Annotated in this window: 19 protein-coding genes; 9 read left to right on the forward strand and 10 right to left on the reverse strand. The window is 64.9% G+C overall.

Annotated features, from left to right (window positions below):
* The first annotated feature begins 1 nt into the window (after position 1).
* From IVB42_RS40405 to IVB42_RS40415, 3 genes are all read left to right on the forward strand, one after another.
* Complete coding sequence (locus IVB42_RS40405; protein WP_018454607.1) at positions 2-676, forward strand: thiamine phosphate synthase; 675 nt, start codon at positions 2-4, stop codon at positions 674-676.
* A gap of 8 nt (positions 677-684) precedes the next feature.
* The gene (locus IVB42_RS40410; RefSeq protein ID WP_018454608.1) at positions 685-1779 is read left to right on the forward strand and encodes a tetratricopeptide repeat protein; all 1095 of its coding nucleotides are present in this window, start codon (positions 685-687) and stop codon (positions 1777-1779) included.
* Between the two features lie 85 nt (positions 1780-1864).
* Positions 1865-2650: an inositol monophosphatase family protein gene (locus IVB42_RS40415; protein WP_018454609.1), complete on the forward strand. Its 786-nt coding sequence runs from the start codon at positions 1865-1867 to the stop codon at positions 2648-2650.
* Positions 2651-2683: 33 nt separating this feature from the next.
* Here the strand turns inward: IVB42_RS40415 and IVB42_RS40420 are convergent, their stop codons facing one another.
* From IVB42_RS40420 to IVB42_RS40435, 4 genes are all read right to left on the reverse strand, one after another.
* Positions 2684-3823: an AAA family ATPase gene (locus IVB42_RS40420; RefSeq protein WP_018454610.1), complete on the reverse strand. Its 1140-nt coding sequence runs from the start codon at positions 3821-3823 to the stop codon at positions 2684-2686.
* A gap of 262 nt (positions 3824-4085) precedes the next feature.
* The gene (locus IVB42_RS40425; protein WP_018454611.1) at positions 4086-7238 is read right to left on the reverse strand and encodes an efflux RND transporter permease subunit; all 3153 of its coding nucleotides are present in this window, start codon (positions 7236-7238) and stop codon (positions 4086-4088) included.
* A 6-nt stretch (positions 7239-7244) separates the two neighbouring features.
* Entirely contained in the window at positions 7245-8438 is a 1194-nt protein-coding gene (locus tag IVB42_RS40430) for an efflux RND transporter periplasmic adaptor subunit (protein ID WP_085351844.1), read from the reverse strand.
* 231 nt (positions 8439-8669) lie between these two features.
* A complete protein-coding gene (locus IVB42_RS40435; protein WP_247472150.1) occupies positions 8670-9689 on the reverse strand; it encodes a cyclopropane-fatty-acyl-phospholipid synthase family protein in 1020 nt (339 codons plus the stop codon).
* A 216-nt stretch (positions 9690-9905) separates the two neighbouring features.
* On the opposite strand from IVB42_RS40435, the gene IVB42_RS40440 reads away from it, so the two are divergent.
* The 4 genes from IVB42_RS40440 (at position 9906) to IVB42_RS40455 (ending at position 12733) form a co-directional block, all read left to right on the forward strand.
* On the forward strand, positions 9906-10925 hold the full coding sequence (locus IVB42_RS40440; protein WP_018454614.1) for a flagellar motor protein MotA: 1020 nt from the start codon (positions 9906-9908) through the stop codon (positions 10923-10925).
* A gap of 4 nt (positions 10926-10929) precedes the next feature.
* Positions 10930-11958, forward strand: a complete 1029-nt coding sequence (locus tag IVB42_RS40445; protein ID WP_018454615.1) for a peptidoglycan -binding protein — start codon at positions 10930-10932, stop codon at positions 11956-11958.
* Positions 11958-12404 carry a GNAT family N-acetyltransferase gene (locus IVB42_RS40450; RefSeq protein WP_018454616.1) on the forward strand — a complete coding sequence of 149 codons (447 nt, stop codon included), beginning with the start codon at positions 11958-11960 and terminating at the stop codon, positions 12402-12404. The genes IVB42_RS40445 and IVB42_RS40450 overlap by 1 nt, the downstream gene beginning before the upstream one ends.
* Positions 12405-12514: 110 nt before the next feature.
* Positions 12515-12733, forward strand: a complete 219-nt coding sequence (locus tag IVB42_RS40455) for a hypothetical protein (RefSeq protein WP_018454617.1) — start codon at positions 12515-12517, stop codon at positions 12731-12733.
* 15 nt (positions 12734-12748) lie between these two features.
* Here IVB42_RS40455 and IVB42_RS40460 read toward each other — a convergent pair whose 3' ends face one another.
* The 4 genes from IVB42_RS40460 to IVB42_RS40475 all read right to left on the reverse strand — a co-directional run bounded on the left by IVB42_RS40460 (position 12749) and on the right by IVB42_RS40475 (position 15723).
* On the reverse strand, positions 12749-12919 hold the full coding sequence (locus tag IVB42_RS40460) for a hypothetical protein (RefSeq protein ID WP_157642917.1): 171 nt from the start codon (positions 12917-12919) through the stop codon (positions 12749-12751).
* A 146-nt stretch (positions 12920-13065) separates the two neighbouring features.
* Positions 13066-13239 carry a hypothetical protein gene (locus IVB42_RS40465; protein ID WP_018454619.1) on the reverse strand — a complete coding sequence of 58 codons (174 nt, stop codon included), beginning with the start codon at positions 13237-13239 and terminating at the stop codon, positions 13066-13068.
* Between the two features lie 25 nt (positions 13240-13264).
* The gene (locus IVB42_RS40470; protein ID WP_018454620.1) at positions 13265-13474 is read right to left on the reverse strand and encodes a hypothetical protein; all 210 of its coding nucleotides are present in this window, start codon (positions 13472-13474) and stop codon (positions 13265-13267) included.
* Positions 13475-13896: 422 nt separating this feature from the next.
* A complete protein-coding gene (locus tag IVB42_RS40475; RefSeq protein ID WP_018454621.1) occupies positions 13897-15723 on the reverse strand; it encodes an ABC transporter ATP-binding protein/permease in 1827 nt (608 codons plus the stop codon).
* 220 nt (positions 15724-15943) lie between these two features.
* On the opposite strand from IVB42_RS40475, the gene rpmE reads away from it, so the two are divergent.
* A complete protein-coding gene (rpmE, locus tag IVB42_RS40480; protein ID WP_018454622.1) occupies positions 15944-16171 on the forward strand; it encodes a 50S ribosomal protein L31 in 228 nt (75 codons plus the stop codon).
* Positions 16172-16259: 88 nt separating this feature from the next.
* On the opposite strand, the gene IVB42_RS40485 is transcribed toward rpmE, so the two are convergent.
* Together IVB42_RS40485 and IVB42_RS40490 are read right to left on the reverse strand one after the other, a co-directional pair.
* Positions 16260-16769, reverse strand: coding sequence for a DUF1465 family protein (locus tag IVB42_RS40485; protein WP_018454623.1), 510 nt, complete (start codon positions 16767-16769; stop codon positions 16260-16262).
* Between the two features lie 524 nt (positions 16770-17293).
* Positions 17294-17485, reverse strand: a complete 192-nt coding sequence (locus IVB42_RS40490; RefSeq protein WP_018454624.1) for a DUF1192 domain-containing protein — start codon at positions 17483-17485, stop codon at positions 17294-17296.
* Between the two features lie 111 nt (positions 17486-17596).
* On the opposite strand from IVB42_RS40490, the gene IVB42_RS40495 reads away from it, so the two are divergent.
* Positions 17597-18595, forward strand: a complete 999-nt coding sequence (locus IVB42_RS40495; RefSeq protein WP_018454625.1) for an NAD(P)H-quinone oxidoreductase — start codon at positions 17597-17599, stop codon at positions 18593-18595.
* Positions 18596-18638 lie beyond the last annotated feature (43 nt).

The raw sequence follows: 18638 nt of genomic DNA on the forward strand, positions 1-18638 counted from the left end.
CTTGTCGAACAAATCTCCTCCGCCGCGCCCGGCGCCGCGCCTTTATCTCGCGACGCCTGTCGTCGACGATCCCGCTTCGCTCCTGGCCGAGCTGCCCGGCCTGCTCGCCGCCGCCGATGTCGCGGCCGTGCTGCTGCGGCTGAAGCAGACCGATCAGCGCACCATGATCTCGCGGATCAAGGCCTTGGCGCCGCCGGCTCAGAAAGCGGGCGCGGCGCTGCTTGTCGATGGCCATCCTGAGCTCGTCGCACGCGGCGGCGCCGACGGCGCGCATCTGCCCGGCATCGCCGCGCTGAAAGAGGCGCTGCCATCGCTGAAGCCCGATCGCATCGCGGGCGTTGGCGGGCTGACGACGCGGCACCATTCGATGGATGCGGGCGAGATTGGCGCGGATTACGTGCTGTTCGGCGAACCCGACGCAAAGGGCCAGCGGCCGTCGTCGCAAGCGATCGCTGAGCGGCTGGACTGGTGGGCCGAGCTGTTCGAACCGCCCTGCGTCGGCTTTGCCATCTCGCTGGAGGAGGCCCACGAATTCGCCGCCAGCGGCGCCGATTTCGTGCTGGTGGGCGACTTCATCTGGGCCGATCCGCGCGGACCCAAGGCTGCGCTGATCGAGGCCGACGCTGCGATCAAGAAGGCTCATGCGACTGCGCTTGCAGACCAGGAGCACGGCTAGCGCCCGACATGAAGCTCCCGCGCATCATCATGCTGGCCACGCTGCTGCTGACGGCGCCCGCGGCCGCGCAGCTCCAGATCACGCCGCCGGTGGCAACGCCGGGCGCTTCGGCCGAGAAAACCAAAGACAAGCCGAAGGCCACGCCGCACACCATCACCAAGAAGAAGGAAGCGCCGCCGGCACCCAAACCTTCAGCCTCCCCGAAACCTTCCGCTTCCCCAAAGCCTGCTCCGGCCGCGACCGTGATTCCGGCGCCGCCGACCGACAACCCCAACGTCGATCTGGTGTACGGCGCCTATCAGCGCGGCCAGTACAAGACCGCCTTCGAACTCGCCACGGCCCGTGCCGAAACCGGCGATGCCAAAGCGATGACCATGCTGGGTGAGCTCTATTCCAACGCCATGGGCATCCGACGCGACTACACCAAGGCGCTGCAATGGTACAAGCGCGCCTCCGACGCCGGAGACCGCGAGGCGATGTTCGCGCTCGCCATGCTGAGGATGACCGGCCGCGGCGGCCCGGTCGACAAAAATGAGGCGGTCAAGCTGATGGCGTCCGCCGCCAAGCTCGGCGAACCCAAGGCGGCCTATAATCTCGCGCTGCTCTATCTCGACGGCCAGACCCTGCCGCAGGACGTCAAGCGCTCCGCCGAGCTGCTGCGCCAGGCGGCTGATGCCGGCCTGCCCGAGGCGCAATACGCGCTCGCGACCTTCTACAAGGAAGGCACTGGCGTGCCGAAGGATTTGGAACGGGCGGTGCGTCTGCTCCAGGTCGCCACGCTGACCGACAATGTCGATGCCGAGGTCGAATACGCCATCGCGCTGTTCAACGGCACCGGCACGCCGAAGAACCAGCCGGCGGCCGTCGCCCTGCTCCGCAAGGCGTCCCGCCAGGGCAGCGCGATCGCGCAGAACCGGCTGGCCTGGGTGCTGATCAACGGCATGGGCACGGCCGTGGACAAGGTCGAAGGCTTCAAGTGGCATCTGGTGGCCAAGACCTCCGGCAAGGGCGATCCGGAGCTGGACAAGCAATTGTCCGATTTGCCGGCCGAGGACCGGGCCAAGGCCGAGGCCGCCGCCAGGAAATGGCTCGGGGCCAAATGACTTGACGTTGAGGCCCCCGCAGGGCACCCCATCCCTCAAACAGGCGCGATTTCGCGCCATTTCCCCCGATCAAGACCGGAAGCTCATGCTATATTCCGCAACTATCAACGTCATGGTCAAGGCCGCGCGCCGCGCCGGCCGCAGCCTCAAGCGCGATCTCGGCGAGATCGAGCATCTCCAGGTCTCGCTGAAGGGACCGGCGAATTTCGTCTCGCTGGCCGACAAGCGCGCCGAGGAGATCCTCTACCAGGACCTCGCCAAGGCGCGGCCCGGCTACGGCTTCATCGGCGAGGAAGGCGGAACGCGCGAGGGCTCCGACAAGAGCCACACCTGGATCGTCGATCCGCTCGACGGCACCACCAACTTCCTGCACGGCATCCCGCAATTCGCGATCTCGATCGGGCTTTCGCGCGAGGGCACGATCATCGCCGGCGTGATCTACAATCCCGCCAATGACGAGCTCTACATCGCCGAGCGCGGCAAGGGCGCCTTCCTCAACGACCAGCGGCTGCGCGTGGCCGGCCGCCGTCAGCTCAACGAATGCGTGGTGGCCTGCGGCCTGCCTCATATCGGCCGCGGCGACCACGAGGAATTCCGTCGCGAGATGACCGCGATGCAGGAGCGCGTCGCCGGCCTGCGCCGCTTCGGCGCCGCCTCGCTCGACTTGGCCTTCGTCGCCGCCGGCCGCCTCGACGGCTACTGGGAGCGCAATTTGCAATCCTGGGACATCGCGGCGGGTCTGATCATGCTGCGCGAGGCGGGCGGAACGATCACCGACATCGATACGCCGGGCGACGCGCTGGTGACAGGCAATGTCGTGTGCGGGAATGAATACGTGCACGGGGAATTGGTGAAGATCTTGCGGAAGTAGGCCGCAGCAGCACGACGGCTCGATCGACGACGGTTAGGAATCGTCGTCCTCATCGTCCTCGTCGGCTTCGTCGTCGCGATATTCACCGCCGATGGTCAGGCCCTCGATCGCCGTGGCGCCTTTCGACTTGATCACCCGGCGGAGCGGGACCGAACTCTCGCTTCGCAGTGCGTCCATCAACTGTTCCGAATGGGTGACAATCCAGATGTCGGCGCGGCGCGATGCCTTGGCGATGAGCCGGGCCAGCGGCGCAAGCAGCGACGGATGCAGGCTGGTCTCGGGTTCGTTCAGCGCAATGAACGGCGGCAGCCGATAGCCCATGAATACCGCGAGCAGGCAGATGTATTTCAGCGTCCCGTCGGATAGTTCATGAGCCCTGAACGGCCGCGGCATATCCGGCAATTGCAGATCGAATTCACACCTGCCATTTTCTTCCCATGCGCGGAGTTCGGCACCCGGGAATGCATCCTGGATCGCGTCCTGCAGGTCGTCGGCGTCTTCCCGAATGACATAGAGGGTCGCCAGGGTGGCAGCCAGATCGATGCCATCGGCGCTGAGCGAGGGCGTTGCGATCGCCAGACAAGGCTTTCGTATCGGTGACGCCGGATCAGTGCGAAAGTCATGATAGAATCGCCAGCCCAGCATTGCATTTCTGATCAGGTCGATTTCCGGGCATTGCTTGCCATCGGAAAAAGCCGCAAGCGCGGTCTCTGACGGCAGCACCGCATCCTTGTGAGCGTTCCAGGCGCCACTCTCGCCGCGGACGCTGATGAGCGAATTGATCCGCTCCATCAGCTTGACCGTGCGTTTGCCGCGCGTCGTTTCGATCGTTTCGGCCTTGATCATCGGCTCGCCGGAAAATGCCGCCTGAAGCGGGCTGGGAAATCCGAGCTCGATGGAATATCTCATGCCGTCGAATGTCGCCGACAGCCGCAGCCGCCCGTCTTCGCCTCGCTTGCGTATGCCGGACCAGCAGACCGAATTCAAACCGCCTTCATCGGCGATCGTGCGGGTGATCTGACCGGTCGCCGCGTCGCGCAACAGCGACAAGGACTTGTAGAGATTGGACTTGCCGACTCCATTTTCGCCGACGAACACCGACAGGGGATGGATGGGTATGGAGAGCCGCCGAATGGAGCGATAGTTCGAGATCGCAATGTCGGTCGGACGCATCACATGCTCTCAATCGGCGGGCTATCTCCGCATTCGCAGTAAGGTGCGAATACGATGTTTCAATCCAGGGGTGCAGTCTGGATTGAGGCCTCCGAGAAATCAAGCCGACCGATCCGGCGTTCAATGGCCGACTCTCACCAGCGCAAACCCGACGGTCATCATCCGCGAAGGCGGATGATCCAGTATTCCAGAGACGCCGCTCGGATACGGAAAGGCCGCGGGGTACGGCATGCCCCGCCTGCGCGGGGCATGACACCTCACCTTACAGCTCGGCCGGCGCCGGCGGCCCGTACATCTCGCCCTGCTTCGCCGCCTTCTCCCGATCCCCGCCCAGCACGCGCTGCACCGAGACGAAGAACACCGGCACCATCAGCAGCGCCAGGATCACTACCGCGATCATGCCGCCCATCACGACACTGCCGAGCGCCTGCTGGCTGGCGCCGCCGGCGCCATGGGCGATGGCCATCGGCAGCACGCCGCAGATGAAGGCAAGGCCGGTCATCAGGATCGGGCGGAAGCGCAGGCGGCAGGCCTCGATGGTGGCGTCCACCAGCGGCTTGCCTTCTTTCCGCAGATCCTTGGCGAACTCGATGATCAGGATCGCGTCCTTGGCCGCAAGGCCAATGATGGTGATCAGGCCGACGGTGAAATAGACGTCGTTGGGCAGGCCGCGCAGCATCGCCGCGACCACCGCGCCGACGATGCCGAGCGGCACGGTGAGCAGCACCGCGAGCGGAATGGTCCAGCTCTCGTAAAGCGCGGCCAGACACAGGAACACCACGAATACCGAGAGCCCGAGCAGGAACGGCGCCTGCGAGCCCGACAGCTTCTCCTGGAGCGACTGCCCGGTCCATTCATAGCCGAAGCCGCGCGGCAGCTTGCCGGCAAGCCGTTCCATCTCCGCGATGGCATCGCCCGAGGTGAAGCCGGGTTTCGCCTCGCCCGAGATGCGCACCGCCGGATAATAATTGAAGCCGGCGATCTGCGTCGGTCCGCGCGCCCATTCCACGGTGGTAAAGGACGAGAACGGCACGAGCTGGCCGCGGCTGTTCTTGACGTTGTAGTTGAGGATGTCCTCGGTCCGCATGCGGTCGCGGGCATCGGCCTGCACCACGACACGCTGCATGCGGCCGCGGTTCGGGAAGTCGTTGATGTAGTTCGAGCCGAGATTGGTCGAGATCGTATTGTTGATGTCCTCGAAGGTGACGCCGAAGGCGCCCGCCTTTTCGCGGTCGATCACGAGATTGACCACGCCGGCCTCGGGCAGGCCCTCGACATAGACCTTCTGCAGCACAGCGCTCGCATTGGCCTCCGCGATCAACTGATCGGCGGCGCGCATCAAGGCCGGATAACCCTTCTGGCCGCGGTCCTGGAGACGGAACGAGAAGCCCGAGGAGTTGCCGAGATTGTCGATTGGCGGCGGCTGCAGCGCGGAGATTTTTGCGTCGCGGATCGACGACGACAAATCGCGGTTGATGTCGGCGACGATCGCGGCCGCAGAATCCTTCGGCCCGCGTTCCGACCAGTCCTTCAGGGTGATGAAGGCCTGCGCGGTGTTCATGCCCTGGCCGGAGAAGCTGAAGCCGGTGAGGAAGGTGACGTTGTCGACGCCCGGACGCTGCGCCAGGTATTTCTCCACTTTCTCGATCACCGCCTCGGTTCGGCCGTAGGACGAGTCCGACGGCGTCTGCACGTCGGTGGTGACGAAGCCCTGGTCGTCGACGGGCAGGAAGCCGCCGGGCAGATTGACGAAGGCCCAGGACAGGCCGGCGAGCAGCGCGACATAGACCAGCATCAAGCGGCCGGTGCGCTTCAGCGAGAAGCCGACGGTGCGGGAATATCCCTCCTTGCTGCCGTCGAGCATGCGGTTGAACCAGCCGAACACGCCCTTCTTGGCATGGCCATGACCGGCCGCGACGGGCTTGAGCAGCGTCGCACACAGTGCCGGCGTCAGCGACAGCGCGAGGAAGGCCGAGAAGCCGATCGCGGCGACCATGGTCACGGAGAACTGGCGGTAGATGATGCCGACCGAGCCCGGGAAGAACGCCATCGGCACGAACACGGCCATCAAGACCAGCGTGATGCCGATGATGGCGCCGGTGATCTGCGACATCGCTTTCCGCGTCGCTTCCTTGGGCGGCAGCCCCTCCTCGGCCATGATGCGCTCGACGTTCTCGACTACGACGATGGCATCGTCGACGAGGATGCCGACGGCGAGCACCATGCCGAACATCGAGAGCATGTTGATGGAATAGCCGGCGAGCAGCAGCGTGGTACAGGCGCCCAGCAGCGCCACCGGCACCACGATGGTCGGAATGATGGTGTAGCGGATGTTCTGCAGGAACAGGAACATCACCACGAACACCAGCACGATGGCTTCGACCAGCGTCGACAACACCTTCTTGATCGAGGCCTCGACCACGGGCGTGATGTTGTATGGAATCTCGTAGCCGATATTGGCCGGGAAGAAGCGAGACAGCTCCTTCATCTTCTCTTCGACGGCGCTCGCGGTCGCCAGCGCATTGCCGGTCGGCGACATCAGCACGGAAAGACCGGCGGTCGGCTTGCCATCGAGACGGGTGTTGAACTGGTAGCTGAGGCCGCCGACCTCGATCCGCGCGACATCGCGCAGCCGCACGGTCGACCCGTCGGCATTGGCGCGCAGGATGATGGTACCGAATTCATCCGGGGACGAGAGCTGGCCCTTGACCAGCACCAGCGCGGAGGTGCGCTGGGTCGAGGTCGACGGCTCGGCGCCGATGCTGCCCGAAGCGACCTGCGCGTTCTGCGCGGCAATGGCCTTGTTGACGTCGTCGGCGGTCAGGCCATAGCCGACCAGCTTTGCCGGGTCGACCCAGACGCGCAGGCTACGTTCCGTCGAATACAGCGTGGCGCGGCCGACGCCGGGGATGCGGCGGATCTCGCCCAGCACGTTACGGATCATGAAGTCGCCCAGGCCGACCTCATCCAGGCTGCCGTCGGTCGAGTTCAGCGTGATGATCTGGAGCACCGCGCTGGAGGCTTCCTCGATCAGAATGCCCTGCTGGATCACCGCGCGCGGCAGCCGCGCCTCGACGCGCTTGATGCGGTTCTGCACCTCGACCGAGGCGGCGCTGGTATCGGTGCCCGGCACGAAATTGGCGATGATCTCGACCTGGCCGAGCGAGTCGCTGGTCGATTCGAAATTGAGGATGCCGGAGGCGCCGTTGAGCTCCTCCTCGATCAGCCGCGTGACGCTGTTGTAGAGGTTCTCGGGCGAGGCACCGGGATAGCTGGTCGAGATCGAGATCGAGGGCGGCGCGATGATCGGGTACTGCGCGATCGGCAACAGCGGAATCGAAATTGCGCCGACCAGACAGATGAACAGCGCGACGACCCAGGCGAAGATCGGCCTGTCGATGAAGAAGCTCGCCATGGTCTATTACCGCATCAGCTTCTGGGCGTGCCGGTTGTCGGCGGTCGCATCCGCTTCCGACCAGGATTGCGGCTTGACCTTGTCGCCGGCGGCGAACTTCTGGAAGCCTTCGACCACGACCTTGTCGCCAGCCTTCAGGCCGTCGGTGACGAACCAGATGCCGTCCTGCACCGAACCGGTGCGCACCGGCTGCACCGAGATGCGATTGTCGTCCTTGACGACGAACACCTCGCTGCCGCCGCCGCCATTGCGCTGAATCGCCTGCTGCGGCACGGCGATCGCATCGCTATCGAGACCCTGGTCGATGCGGACGCGGACATACATGCCCGGCAGCAGCTCGCGCTTCGGATTGCGGAACTCACCACGCAAGGTCACCTGACCGGTATTGGCGTCGACCTTGGCATCCGAAAACAGCAACTTGCCGTCGAGCGAGTAGAGGGTGTTGTCGTCGAGCACGAGATGCACCTTGGCGGCGTCGGGCGCGATGCGCTCGAGGTCACCGCTCTCGAAGGCGCGGCGGAGCTGGTTGAGCTCGTTCACCGACTGGGTGAAATCCGCATAGATCGGATCGAGCTGCTGAATGGTGGCCAGATTGGTCTCGTTCTGGACCGCGAGCGCGCCCTCGCTGACCAGGGCGGCACCGACGACGCCGTCGATCGGCGCGCGTACGGTGGCATAGTCGAGATTGAGCTTTGCGCGCGCGAGATCGGCCTTGCGGCCCTCGACCTCGGCATGGGCCTGGCGCTCGGCCGCGATCGCCTTCTCGTTCTCGGCTTCGGGCGCGGCGCGCTGGCTGGTGAGCGTGGCGATGCGGCGCGCCTGCTGCTGGGACTGCATCAACGCGGCCTCGGCCTTGGCGACCGCAGCCTCGTTGGCCATCACCTCGACCTCGAACGGACGCGGATCGATCCGATACAGTGGATCGCCGGCCTTCACCTCGCTGCCCTGCCGGAACAGGCGCTCGACCACGATGCCGGACACGCGCGGCCGCACGTCGGAGACGCGCGTCGGCGCAATGCGGCCCGGCAGCTCGCGCACCACGGCACGCGGCTGCGGCTTGACGATGACGATGCTGACGTCGGGGTCGTTGGGCTGGGCGGCTGAAATGGCGGAGCTGGATTCGTCGCAGCCCGCCAACAGCGGCGTAAAGGCCGCGAGCATCATTGCAACGCATGCCGATCGCGCGCGAAGTCCTGACATGAAATGGGGTGCCCCGATATTGTTGAAACCGATCCCGCTCGGCGCGAGGCCCGTTCTGGGCCATGGCACGCGGCTGATGCGGTCAAAATAGAGCGGACGTGCTGCGACGCAACGCACCTTGCGGGCGGCCCAATGTCACACGGCCTAGGGTGCTGAGTTCACGGCGTTTTTCGCGTCTCACCCGATTGTGAGTCCGGTTCCATCACCGCGTGCTGCGTCAGAAGACCGCAATTACCCCGCCGCCTTCATGCGGTAGTGGCTGACGCCCCACTCGGTTCCGTCGGCATAGCCGAACAGGCCCGAGGTCGCGAGAAAGAACCAGCGCCAGCGTCGCATTCGCTGGGCGGTCTCCTCGCCATGGATGTTGCGCAAGGCCGCTTCGATGAAACAGCGATGCGCGTCGAAATTGGCGAGCCAGTCGTTGGCGGTGCGCTGATAGTGCGTGCCGCTCCAGCACCATTCCTTCTCGACTGTGAAAATATCGTCGAATTGCCTGACGAGGTGATGGCTCGGCATCAGCCCGCCCGTGGAGACGCGCTGCGCGATCCAGTCGTCGCGATCGGCCCGGTCGAACAGGTGAGAGCCGGAGCGATGGGCGACGATGTGCATGAAGAACCGCCCCTCCGGCGCGAGCCATGATCGCAAGCGCGTCATCAGCTTGCGCCAGTTCATCACATGCTCGAACATTTCGACCGACACGATGCGGTCGAATTGCCCGTCGGGCGCGAACACGTTGATGTCCGCGCAGACCACCCGCAGATTAAGAAGACCGCGCAGCCGCGCCTCTTCCTCGATATGGGCGCGCTGCGCCTGCGAGCTCGACACCGCCGTCACCTTGGCGTGCGGAAACTGCCGCGCCGTCCACAGCGACAGCGAGCCCCAGCCGCAGCCGAGTTCGAGGATGGTCTGACCATCGGCGAGAGCGGCATGCTCGGCGGTCTGACGCAGCGCCTCCTCCTCGGCCTCCCGCAAGGTGGTCGCGTCGGTCTTGTAGAAGCAGCAGGAGTATTTGCGGTTGGGGCCGAGCACCTTCGCAAAGAACGAAGCGGGCACCTCGTCGTGCTCGGCATCCGCGTCCTCGGCGATCGGCCGCAGCATCATCCGCCCGGCGAAGGCGGCATCGTCCGCCCCGCCCAGCGCGGACAGGCGCGTCACCGTGCGCGAGCACAGGCGCTGGATCGCCGCGCGGATCACGACATCAGGCAACGGCACCCGTTCGGCAGTCCCGATGATCGCGGACACGACGCTCATGCGACGACTCCGTCTTGGGCGGCGGGTTTTGGCGCCAGGGGAAAAGTGCGACTTGAACCTGTGGAATGCCGACGATTTGCAAAGTACGTCCTTACCAAAGCCGGTTTCAGCCTTGGGTTCCCCAGCTCTCCCCGAAATCGGCGCATCCGGCGCTTTTTTTGGGCTGGCGCTGTGCCATAGTGCGCGCCGCAAGCAAGTTAACGGATGATACCGGCCATGCCGCCAGGCGCCTCGCCCCGCTCCTCCCTCGACATCGAATACACCAAGCTATCCTCGCCCAGCGTCTTCCTGGTGCGGATGCTGGTCTTCCTGGTGCTCTGCACCCTGGTGGGCGTGGTGCTCTATAAGCAGATCATCCAGGCCTTCTTCGCCAATCCCGGCCTCAATGCCCTGATCGGCGGCGTGCTGTTCATCGGCATCATCCTGGCCTTCCGCCAGGTGATCCGGCTGTATCCCGAAGTCTCCTGGGTCAACAATTTCCGCATCGCCGATCCCGGCCTTGCGCCCGCCCGCCACCCCAAGCTGCTGGCGCCGATGGCGATGATCCTCGGCGGCGAGCGCACCGGGCGGATGTCGATCACCCAGACCACCATGCGGCACCTGCTCGATTCGATCGCGACCCGCCTCGACGAGGCCCGCGACATCTCCCGCTACATGACCGGGCTTCTGGTCTTCCTCGGCCTGCTCGGTACCTTCTGGGGCCTGATCGAAACGGTCGGCTCGGTCGGCAAGGTGATCGACGGGCTCAAGGTCGGCGGCGATTCCGGCGCCCTGTTCGACACGCTGAAGGAGGGGCTGGCCGCCCCGCTCGGCGGCATGGGCATCTCGTTCTCGAGCTCGCTGTTCGGCCTCGCCGGCTCGCTGATCCTGGGCTTCCTCGACCTGCAATCGAGCCAGGCGCAGAACCGTTTCTACACCGACCTCGAAGACTGGCTTGCCACCACCGTGCGCGAATATGGCAGCGGCGAGGTGGCTGTTGCCGGCACTGGCGGTGGCATTGCCAGCGGCGAGCTTCAGGCCGTCGTCGAGCGCTTACGCTCCGTGCTCGAGGAAGGCAGCGGCAGCCGCGGCACCACCGCGGCGATGGCGAGCCTCGCCGAAGCCATCCAGGCGCTGGTCTCGCATATGCGGACCGAGCAGCAGATGATCCGCGAATGGGCCGACGGCCAGGGCGAGCAGAACCGCGAGATCCGGCGCCTGCTGGAGCGCATCGCGCGTCAGCCCGAGAAGGGTTAGCGACATGGCACTGGCGCGCGGTCGCCGCGGCGATACCTCCTTCAACTACTGGCCCGGCTTCGTCGACGCGCTGTCGACGCTGGTGCTGTCGATCGTGTTCCTGCTGTCGGTGTTCCTGGTCGTGCAGTTCTTCCTGTCGCAGGAGGTCACCGGCAAGGACAAGGCGCTGGAGCAGCTCAACGCCAAGATCGCGCAGCTCAACGAATTACTGTCGCTGGAGAAGCTCGGCAAGCTCACGCTCGACGACCAGGTCTCGTCACTGAAAGCCGGCCTCGCTTCGGCCGAGAGCGAGCGCGACCGCATCAAGGGCCTCTATGAGGGGCTCGCCGCGGCCGGCAACGATGCGCAAGGCAAGTCCTCCGAGCTCGGCAAGGCGCTGGATTCCGAGAAGGCGGTTTCGGCCCGGGCGCTGGCGCAGATCGAGGTGCTGAACCAGCAGATCAGCGCGCTGCGGCGGCAATTGGCCGCGCTGGAAGAGGCGCTCGACGTTAGCGAGAAGCGCGACAAGGAATCGCAAAATCGCATCGCCGACCTGGGCTCTCGCCTGAATGTCGCCCTGGCGCAGCGCGTGCAGGAATTGTCGCGCTATCGCTCGGAATTCTTCGGCCGCCTGCGCGCCATCCTCGGCAACCGCCCCGACATCCGCATCGTCGGCGATCGCTTCGTATTCCAGTCCGAAGTGTTCTTCGACACCGGACAGGCGGTGCTGCTGCCCGAAGGCCGCGCCGAGCTCGACACGCTCGCAACCGCGCTGATCGATCTCGACAAGAAAATCCCGAACGAGATCCCCTGGGTGCTGCGTGTCGACGGCCATACCGACGTGCGCCCGGTCAACGGTCCGAACTTCAAGTCGAACTGGGACCTCTCGGCCGCGCGCTCGATCTCCGTGGTGCAGTACCTGATCTCGCTCGGCGTGCCGGCCCAGCGCCTGGTCGCCGCCGGCTTCGGCGAATTCCAGCCGCTCGACACGGCCAACACCGAGGAAGCCTACAAGCGCAACCGCCGCATCGAGCTGAAGCTGACGGAGCGGTAGTGAGCGCCCTCCACCTCCGCCGTTACCGTCCCGAGGACGAGGCCGCCTCGATTGACCTGTGGCATCGCACCTGGCAGCAGGCCTATCCGCAGATCGACTTCGCGGCCCGCCTGGACTGGTGGCGCGAGCGCTGGCGCAAGGAGCTGGTGCCGAAGGCTTCGATCGTGGTCGCGGAGCAGGACGGCGCGCTGACCGGCTTCGTCACCATCGACGGCGACGGTTATCTCGACCAGCTCGTGGTCGATCCCGCGCACTGGGGCTCGGACGCGGCGCGGCTGCTGGTGGATGAGGCCAAGCGCCTGTCACCGGCGGGCGTGACGCTGCTTGTCAACAAGGACAACAGCCGCGCCATCCGCTTCTACGAGCGCAAAGGCTTCGCGCATGCCGGCGACGAGGTGAACCCGACCTCGGGACGTCCGGTGCTGAAGATGATTTGGCAACCTTAGATTCTGGCGATCTTGATTCTGGACGCGTGACGGCCGTCACGTCGGGATCCCAGGACGTCAGCTAGTCGTTGTGCCCGCAAGTTGCGCCGGCAAGCGGATGGAGATGACCGATGAAATTGAGCGATCTGGCCAAGGGGTCTTCGGTCCTGCTCGGCGTCATCGTCGCCGGATATGTTTCGACGAGCTATGTCGACCAGCACCTCGCCACGCCGGTCAAGACGACGAGTGCTCCGACGAATGGCCTTGGGCCATCGGCCTGCGTTGATGAGGACGGGAGCTGGAAGAACTGGCCATGGCCGAACGTGCCGGCGCTGTCGCCGAAGTGCTGATAAGCAGTGCTGCCGTCAACTCGCCGCGGTGCGCTCTCGGCTCAAGCGGAGTTCAAGCTCGAACTGCCAGCTTTCGGCTTGGCGGATCGCGCGTTGGCTGTCTTCGCGAAGCCGGATCGACTCATCGATCGCTCGCTGCGCCCGCTCCAAAAGTTCGTGGGTTTCCTTGCTGAATGGCGGGGCCATGAGGCGCACTCCCATTGAGGCGGGAGCACAAATCATCTCTCAGGCACCGACGCCTACGGACGAGCCTTTGGCCGGCGATACCTGATTAGGCGCCACATCCGGGGGAACTGCAAGGTTCATCCACTCGGCTCAGGGCGCGGGCTGCCCTATCCGAAATTCCGGAAGCCCACGATGGGCAATCCGAAACTCAGCACAACGATGACGCCGCTACCAGCGACAACAAGCAGCGCCGCTTTCCACCCCGCAAGGCCGCGCATCTGCTGTCGAATAGCGAACAGGATGAGGAGGATGAACAGTACCGGACCGATCAGAACAATCATTCACAACACCGTCCACTCCGTCAGCTCAACGAACAACGCCTGCCGCATCGTTCTTGCTAGGAACCACCCAATCGATTGCGAGCAGGCAACTTTCGACGACAATGAAGGCGGCCAGACCGCCGAGCCAACCGAAGAAGACCACGGAAAAGGTAGCAAGCAAGAGCGCGCAGAAGACGTCGGCGACAAGCTTGCCGTTGCGCTCGCCTCGGGTCTGGTCGGCTGTCGAATAAGGCATTTGGCGTCTCCTGGGTCGGCCCGAACCCTAGCTTCAGCAGCCGCGGCCGTCCACTCCCTCCGGGCGCGCCAACGCTGTCCGAAATTCCGGAAGCCAACGACGAGCATTCCGAAACTCATCAAAACGACGACGCCCATGTTCTGCGACAGCCAGCAGCGCCGCTTCCATCGATCACCTTACGATGTGGCCGATTCGAATCGCGCAGCCGATCAGATCGACAAATGTCCGCTATCGACCCGGCTACGAAGGGAGACCACGTGGTGCGACGCTCTCGCCAAAAGCTCCGCTGTCATTCCCCGCGGAGGCGGGGAATCCAGTACGCCGCGGCTTATCGCTTGATCACTTCCGTCTCGGAGTACTGGATCGCCCGCCTGCGCGGGGGATGACAGCCTGAATGAAGCGGCAGTCCAGACTACCTCGCCTCACGCCCCCTCGAACTGCAACCTCGCCAGCCTGGCATAGAGCCCGTTCGCAGCGACGAGCTCCGCATGCGTGCCCTGCTCGACGATCCGGCCCTGGTCCATCACCAAGATGCGGTCGCACGACAAGACGGTTGCGAGGCGGTGCGCGATGACGAGCGTGGTGCGGTGGCGCATCAGCTCTTCCAGCGCGGTCTGCACCAACGTCTCGCTTTCGGCATCGAGCGCGGAGGTGGCTTCGTCCAGAAGCAGCAGCGGCGCATCGCGCAGGATCGCGCGCGCAATCGCGATGCGCTGGCGCTGGCCGCCGGACAGCGTCACGCCGCGCTCGCCGAGCGGGGTGTCGAAACCTTCGGGCAGGCGGCGGATGAACTCGGCGGCGTGCGCCAGCTCGGCCGCGCGCTCGACCTCGGCATCGGTGGCATCGGGCCGGCCGAAGCGGATGTTGTCGCGGGCACTGGCCGCGAACACGTTGGATTCCTGCGGCACCAGCGCAATGCGCGAACGGAATTCACGGGGATCGGCGGATTTGACCGGCACGCCGTCGAGCGAGATCGCGCCGCTGCGCGGATCGTAGAAGCGCAACAAGAGATGAAAGATCGTGCTCTTGCCGGCGCCGGACGGACCGACGATCGCGACCTTCTCGCCGGGACGCACGGCGAACGACACGGCATCGAGCACATTGACGTCGCGCCGCGCCGGATAGGCGAAGCTGACCTGGTCGAAGCCGACTTCGCCGCGCGCCGGCACCGGCAGCGCGCGCGGCGACGCGGGCGCGGTGATGTCGGGCTGCACATGCAGGATCTCGAACAGGCGCTCGGCAGCGCCTGATGCCGCCGAGATCTCGCCCCAGACTTCGCTGAGCTGGCCGAGGCCGGCCGCGGCGAAGGCCGCATAGAGCACGAACTGGCCGAGCCGGCCCGGCGTGATGGTGCCGGTCAGCACGTCGTGCGAACCGATCCAGAGGATCGCGACCACGCTTGCGAACACGATGAAGATGATGATGGCGGTGAGCACGGCACGCGCCTGCGTGGAGGTGCGCGCGGCTTCATAGGCCTGCTCGACCTCGCCGCCGAAGCGCCTCTCGGCGAGGCTCTCGCTGGTATAGGCCTGCACGGTACGGATCGCACCGACCAGCTCGCTCGCATAGGCGGAGGCCTCGGCCAGCGTGTCCTGCGCGTTGCGCGACAGCCGCCGCACCCAGCGCCCGAAGGCGACCAGCGGCAGCACGATCAGGGGAATCGCCAGCAGCACGAATCCCGACAGACGCGGGCTGGTGATCACCATCATCGCCGCGGCACCGAAGAACATCATCAGATTGCGCAGCGCGATCGAGACCGAGGCGCCAACGGAGGATTTGATCTGCGTGGTGTCGGCGGTGAGGCGCGACACCAGCTCGCCGCTGCGCGCGGAATCGAAGAAGGCCGGCGACAGCGAGAGCAGATGGGCGAAGACGTCGCGCCTGAGATCGGCGACGATGCGCTCGCCGATCGTCATTACGAGGTAGTAGCGCGCGGCACTCGCCAGCGCGAGCACGGCGACGACGGCGATCATCACCGAGAAGTAACTGTTGATCAGCTCGATGCCCTCAGGCGTCAGGCCGAAATCGATCATCCTGCGCACCGCGACCGGCACCAGCAGGGTGGTCAGCGCCGCGATCGTCAGCGCGACAAAGGCCAGCGCCGCCCGGCCGCGATAGCGGGCGACATAGGGCGCGAGCGCCAACAGCGGCCGCAGCTTCGCGCGGCTCTTCGCCGGCGCCTCGATCAGGTCGGCCTCGATCGACGGGGCTTCCGCGGGCCCGGTTTCAAGCCGTTCTACTGCGCTCATGAGATCCGACCAAAAGACAAAGAGAAGGTGGTCCGTCCCAAATAGGCCGGGCGAGCGGGAGTGGCAAATCCGGGAAGTCCCTTAGGGGGCAGCCCGGCCCGCTAAGGCCCTCAAAAGGCTTGCAATGGCTTGTTTTACAGGGGGCCGTGGGGTATAGACCCCGCCAAATCCGTCATTCGATAGCCACTCAAGTGAGGCGCCGGGGCGCCGAGGAATTGCCATGAAAGCCGAAATTCACCCGAACTATCATACGATTAAGGTCGTGATGACCGACGGAACCGAGTACCTGACCCGCTCCACCTGGGGCAAGGAAGGCGACACGCTGAACCTCGACATCGACCCCAAGTCGCACCCGGCCTGGACCGGCGGCAACGCGCAGCTGCTGGATCGCGGCGGCCGCGTCTCGCGCTTCCAGAAGAAGTTTTCTGGCTTTCTCAAAAAGGATTGATCCGGCCCCTCGAGGCTGGAGACGAAAACGCCCCCGGAGAGCCGGAGGCGTTTTTTGTTTTGGGGGCGCTCGTCGCGATGACGGGAGCTTACCGCTCGAACGCCGCCTTCAACGCGTTGAGATGCGGCACCAGCGGGTTGCCGATCGAGGAATGATCGACCGGCGGGGTGTGGATGGTGTTGTCCAGGCGGCGCACGCGGGTCTGAAGGCTCATCGAGCGATGGATCAGGTCCTGGAGCTGCGACGGCAGCTTCTCGATGGTGTCGGTTGAGCCGGGATCGGCGGCGGAGAGCTTGACCTTGGTCTTTTCGCGATTGGCCTGGCCCAGCGTCATCTCGCCTTCCTTCACGGCGCGGTGCAGCAGCAGCCACGAGGCGAGCTGCATCAGGCGGGTGGTCAGACGCATGCTCTCGGTCGCATAGGTGAGGCTGACGGCACGATCGAGCGCCTTGGCCTCGGTGCGGCCGGCGCCATCGAGATAGGCGGCGGTCTCCTCGACCAAGTCCATGCCCTCGCGGAAGAGGACGCCGAACGCCGCAGAATTGGTGAACCGCTCGCTGAGTTGAACGAGAGCGCCTTCGGCTTGCAAACGTTCCATGGTTAACGCCCCTTACGCAACTGTCTGACGCCCGGCTTTGGCACCGGCTTATGATGAACAAATCATTGCGCGGGCGAGACGCCGAGTCCAGTGACAAGCGCGGATATGGTTTCCGCGGGTCTTTGCCCGGAATTCAACCGCGGCGAGACGCAAAAAGGCGGAGCTGGGCGCAAAAAAAGAGCCGCCGGAAAACCGGCGGCTTTGAAAGTTGATAACAGGGAGGCGTCAAACAGAGTGGACAGGAGCCACTCGGTGTCCAAACGAGGACAGTTCCCAGTCATAAACTCGAAAGCTTAATGTGGAGTAAACGAGCGATTATCTTGAGGGTTCGTTAGCCATGTCGGTCAGTGGCCGAGTGGGCCCGCGGAACAAACTGCCCGTCATGCCCGGGCTTCCACGTCCTCTCCTTCGGCGAAAGATCAAGAACGTGATGGCCGGGACATAGGCGAGCGGAAGCGACGCCGTCCTTCGGACGTGCCCGGCCATGACGCCGTGGAAGTGGCTGGCGCTCCTCTTCCAATCCGCTACTTCTTGAAAACGCTGTTGGCCGCATCACGCGAGGCGCGCTTCTTTGTTGCGGCTTCTTCCAATCTTGCGATCTCGCCCTTGAGAAGCGCGATGCGGTCGGTCAGTTCCTCCACCGACAAGAGTGAGAGATCCTGTCCGATGTCATGGCTGATCTTCTTGCGCGGGCGGTCGTCGTCTTCCATCGCCATCCTGGTTCCTCCTGCGTTCGCCTCACAAGCGGCTGAGGCGGTTGCCAGCCTGCACCGCGCTGGCTAAGCAATGGCCTCGTTCCATCCCGCACCTTTGCTCAAGGACACATCATGGACAAGCTGCCCGCGCAAATGACCGTGGTCGCCATCTCGAAACCCGGCGGACCGGAGGTGCTGGTGCCGGAACAACGGGCGCTGCCGCAGCCCGGCCCCGACGAGATCCTGGTCAAGGTGCAGGCCGCCGGCGTCAACCGGCCCGATGTCGCGCAGCGCTCCGGCGCCTATCCGCCGCCGCCCGGCGCCAGCGACCTGCCCGGCCTCGAAATCGCCGGCGAAGTGGTGGCCGTCGGCAGCAACGCCAAGCGGCACAAGATCGGTGACAAGGTGATGTCGCTGGTCGCCGGTGGCGGTTATGCGCAGTACTGCATCGCGCAGGACGGTCAGGCGATGAGCGTGCCGCCGTCGCTGTCGATCAAGGAAGCCGGCGCACTGCCGGAAACACTGATGACGGTCTGGCACAATGTGTTCGAGCGCGGCGCCCTGAAGGCCGGCGAGACGCTGCTGATCCACGGCGGCTCTTCCGGCATCGGCACCATGGCGATCCAGCTCGCAAAAGCTTTCGGCGCCAAGGTGATCGTCACCGTGGGATCGCAGGACAAGATCGATGCCTGCCTCAAGCTCGGCGCGGATCGTGCCATCAACTACAAGACCGAAGACTTCGTCGCCGTGGTCAAGGCGGAGACCAACAATGCCGGCGCCAATCTGATCCTCGACATGGTCGCCGGCGACTATGTCGATCGCAACTATGACGCCGCAGCGCTCGACGGCCGCATCGTGCAGATCGCGACCCTCAACGGGCCCAAGGTCACCGTCAACATCGCCAAGGTGATGGTGAAGCGCCTGACCCATACCGGCTCGACGCTGCGCCCCCGTAGTAATGCGGACAAGGCGGCGATGGTGGCCGCGATCGAGGCGAAAGTGATGCCGCTTTTGCGCGAAGGCCGCGTCAAGCCGCTGATGGACAGCACTTTCCCGCTGGAAAAGGCATCCGACGCGCACCGGCGGATGGAAACCTCGGCACATATTGGCAAAATTGTGTTGGAGGTCTAGGCCAACGGCCCACAGGGCAAGCGGGAAACCCTTTGATTTTCCT

The organism is Bradyrhizobium sp. 45, from assembly GCF_023073155.1.
In the GTDB taxonomy this organism is placed as follows: Bacteria; Pseudomonadota; Alphaproteobacteria; order Rhizobiales; family Xanthobacteraceae; genus Bradyrhizobium; species Bradyrhizobium canariense_D.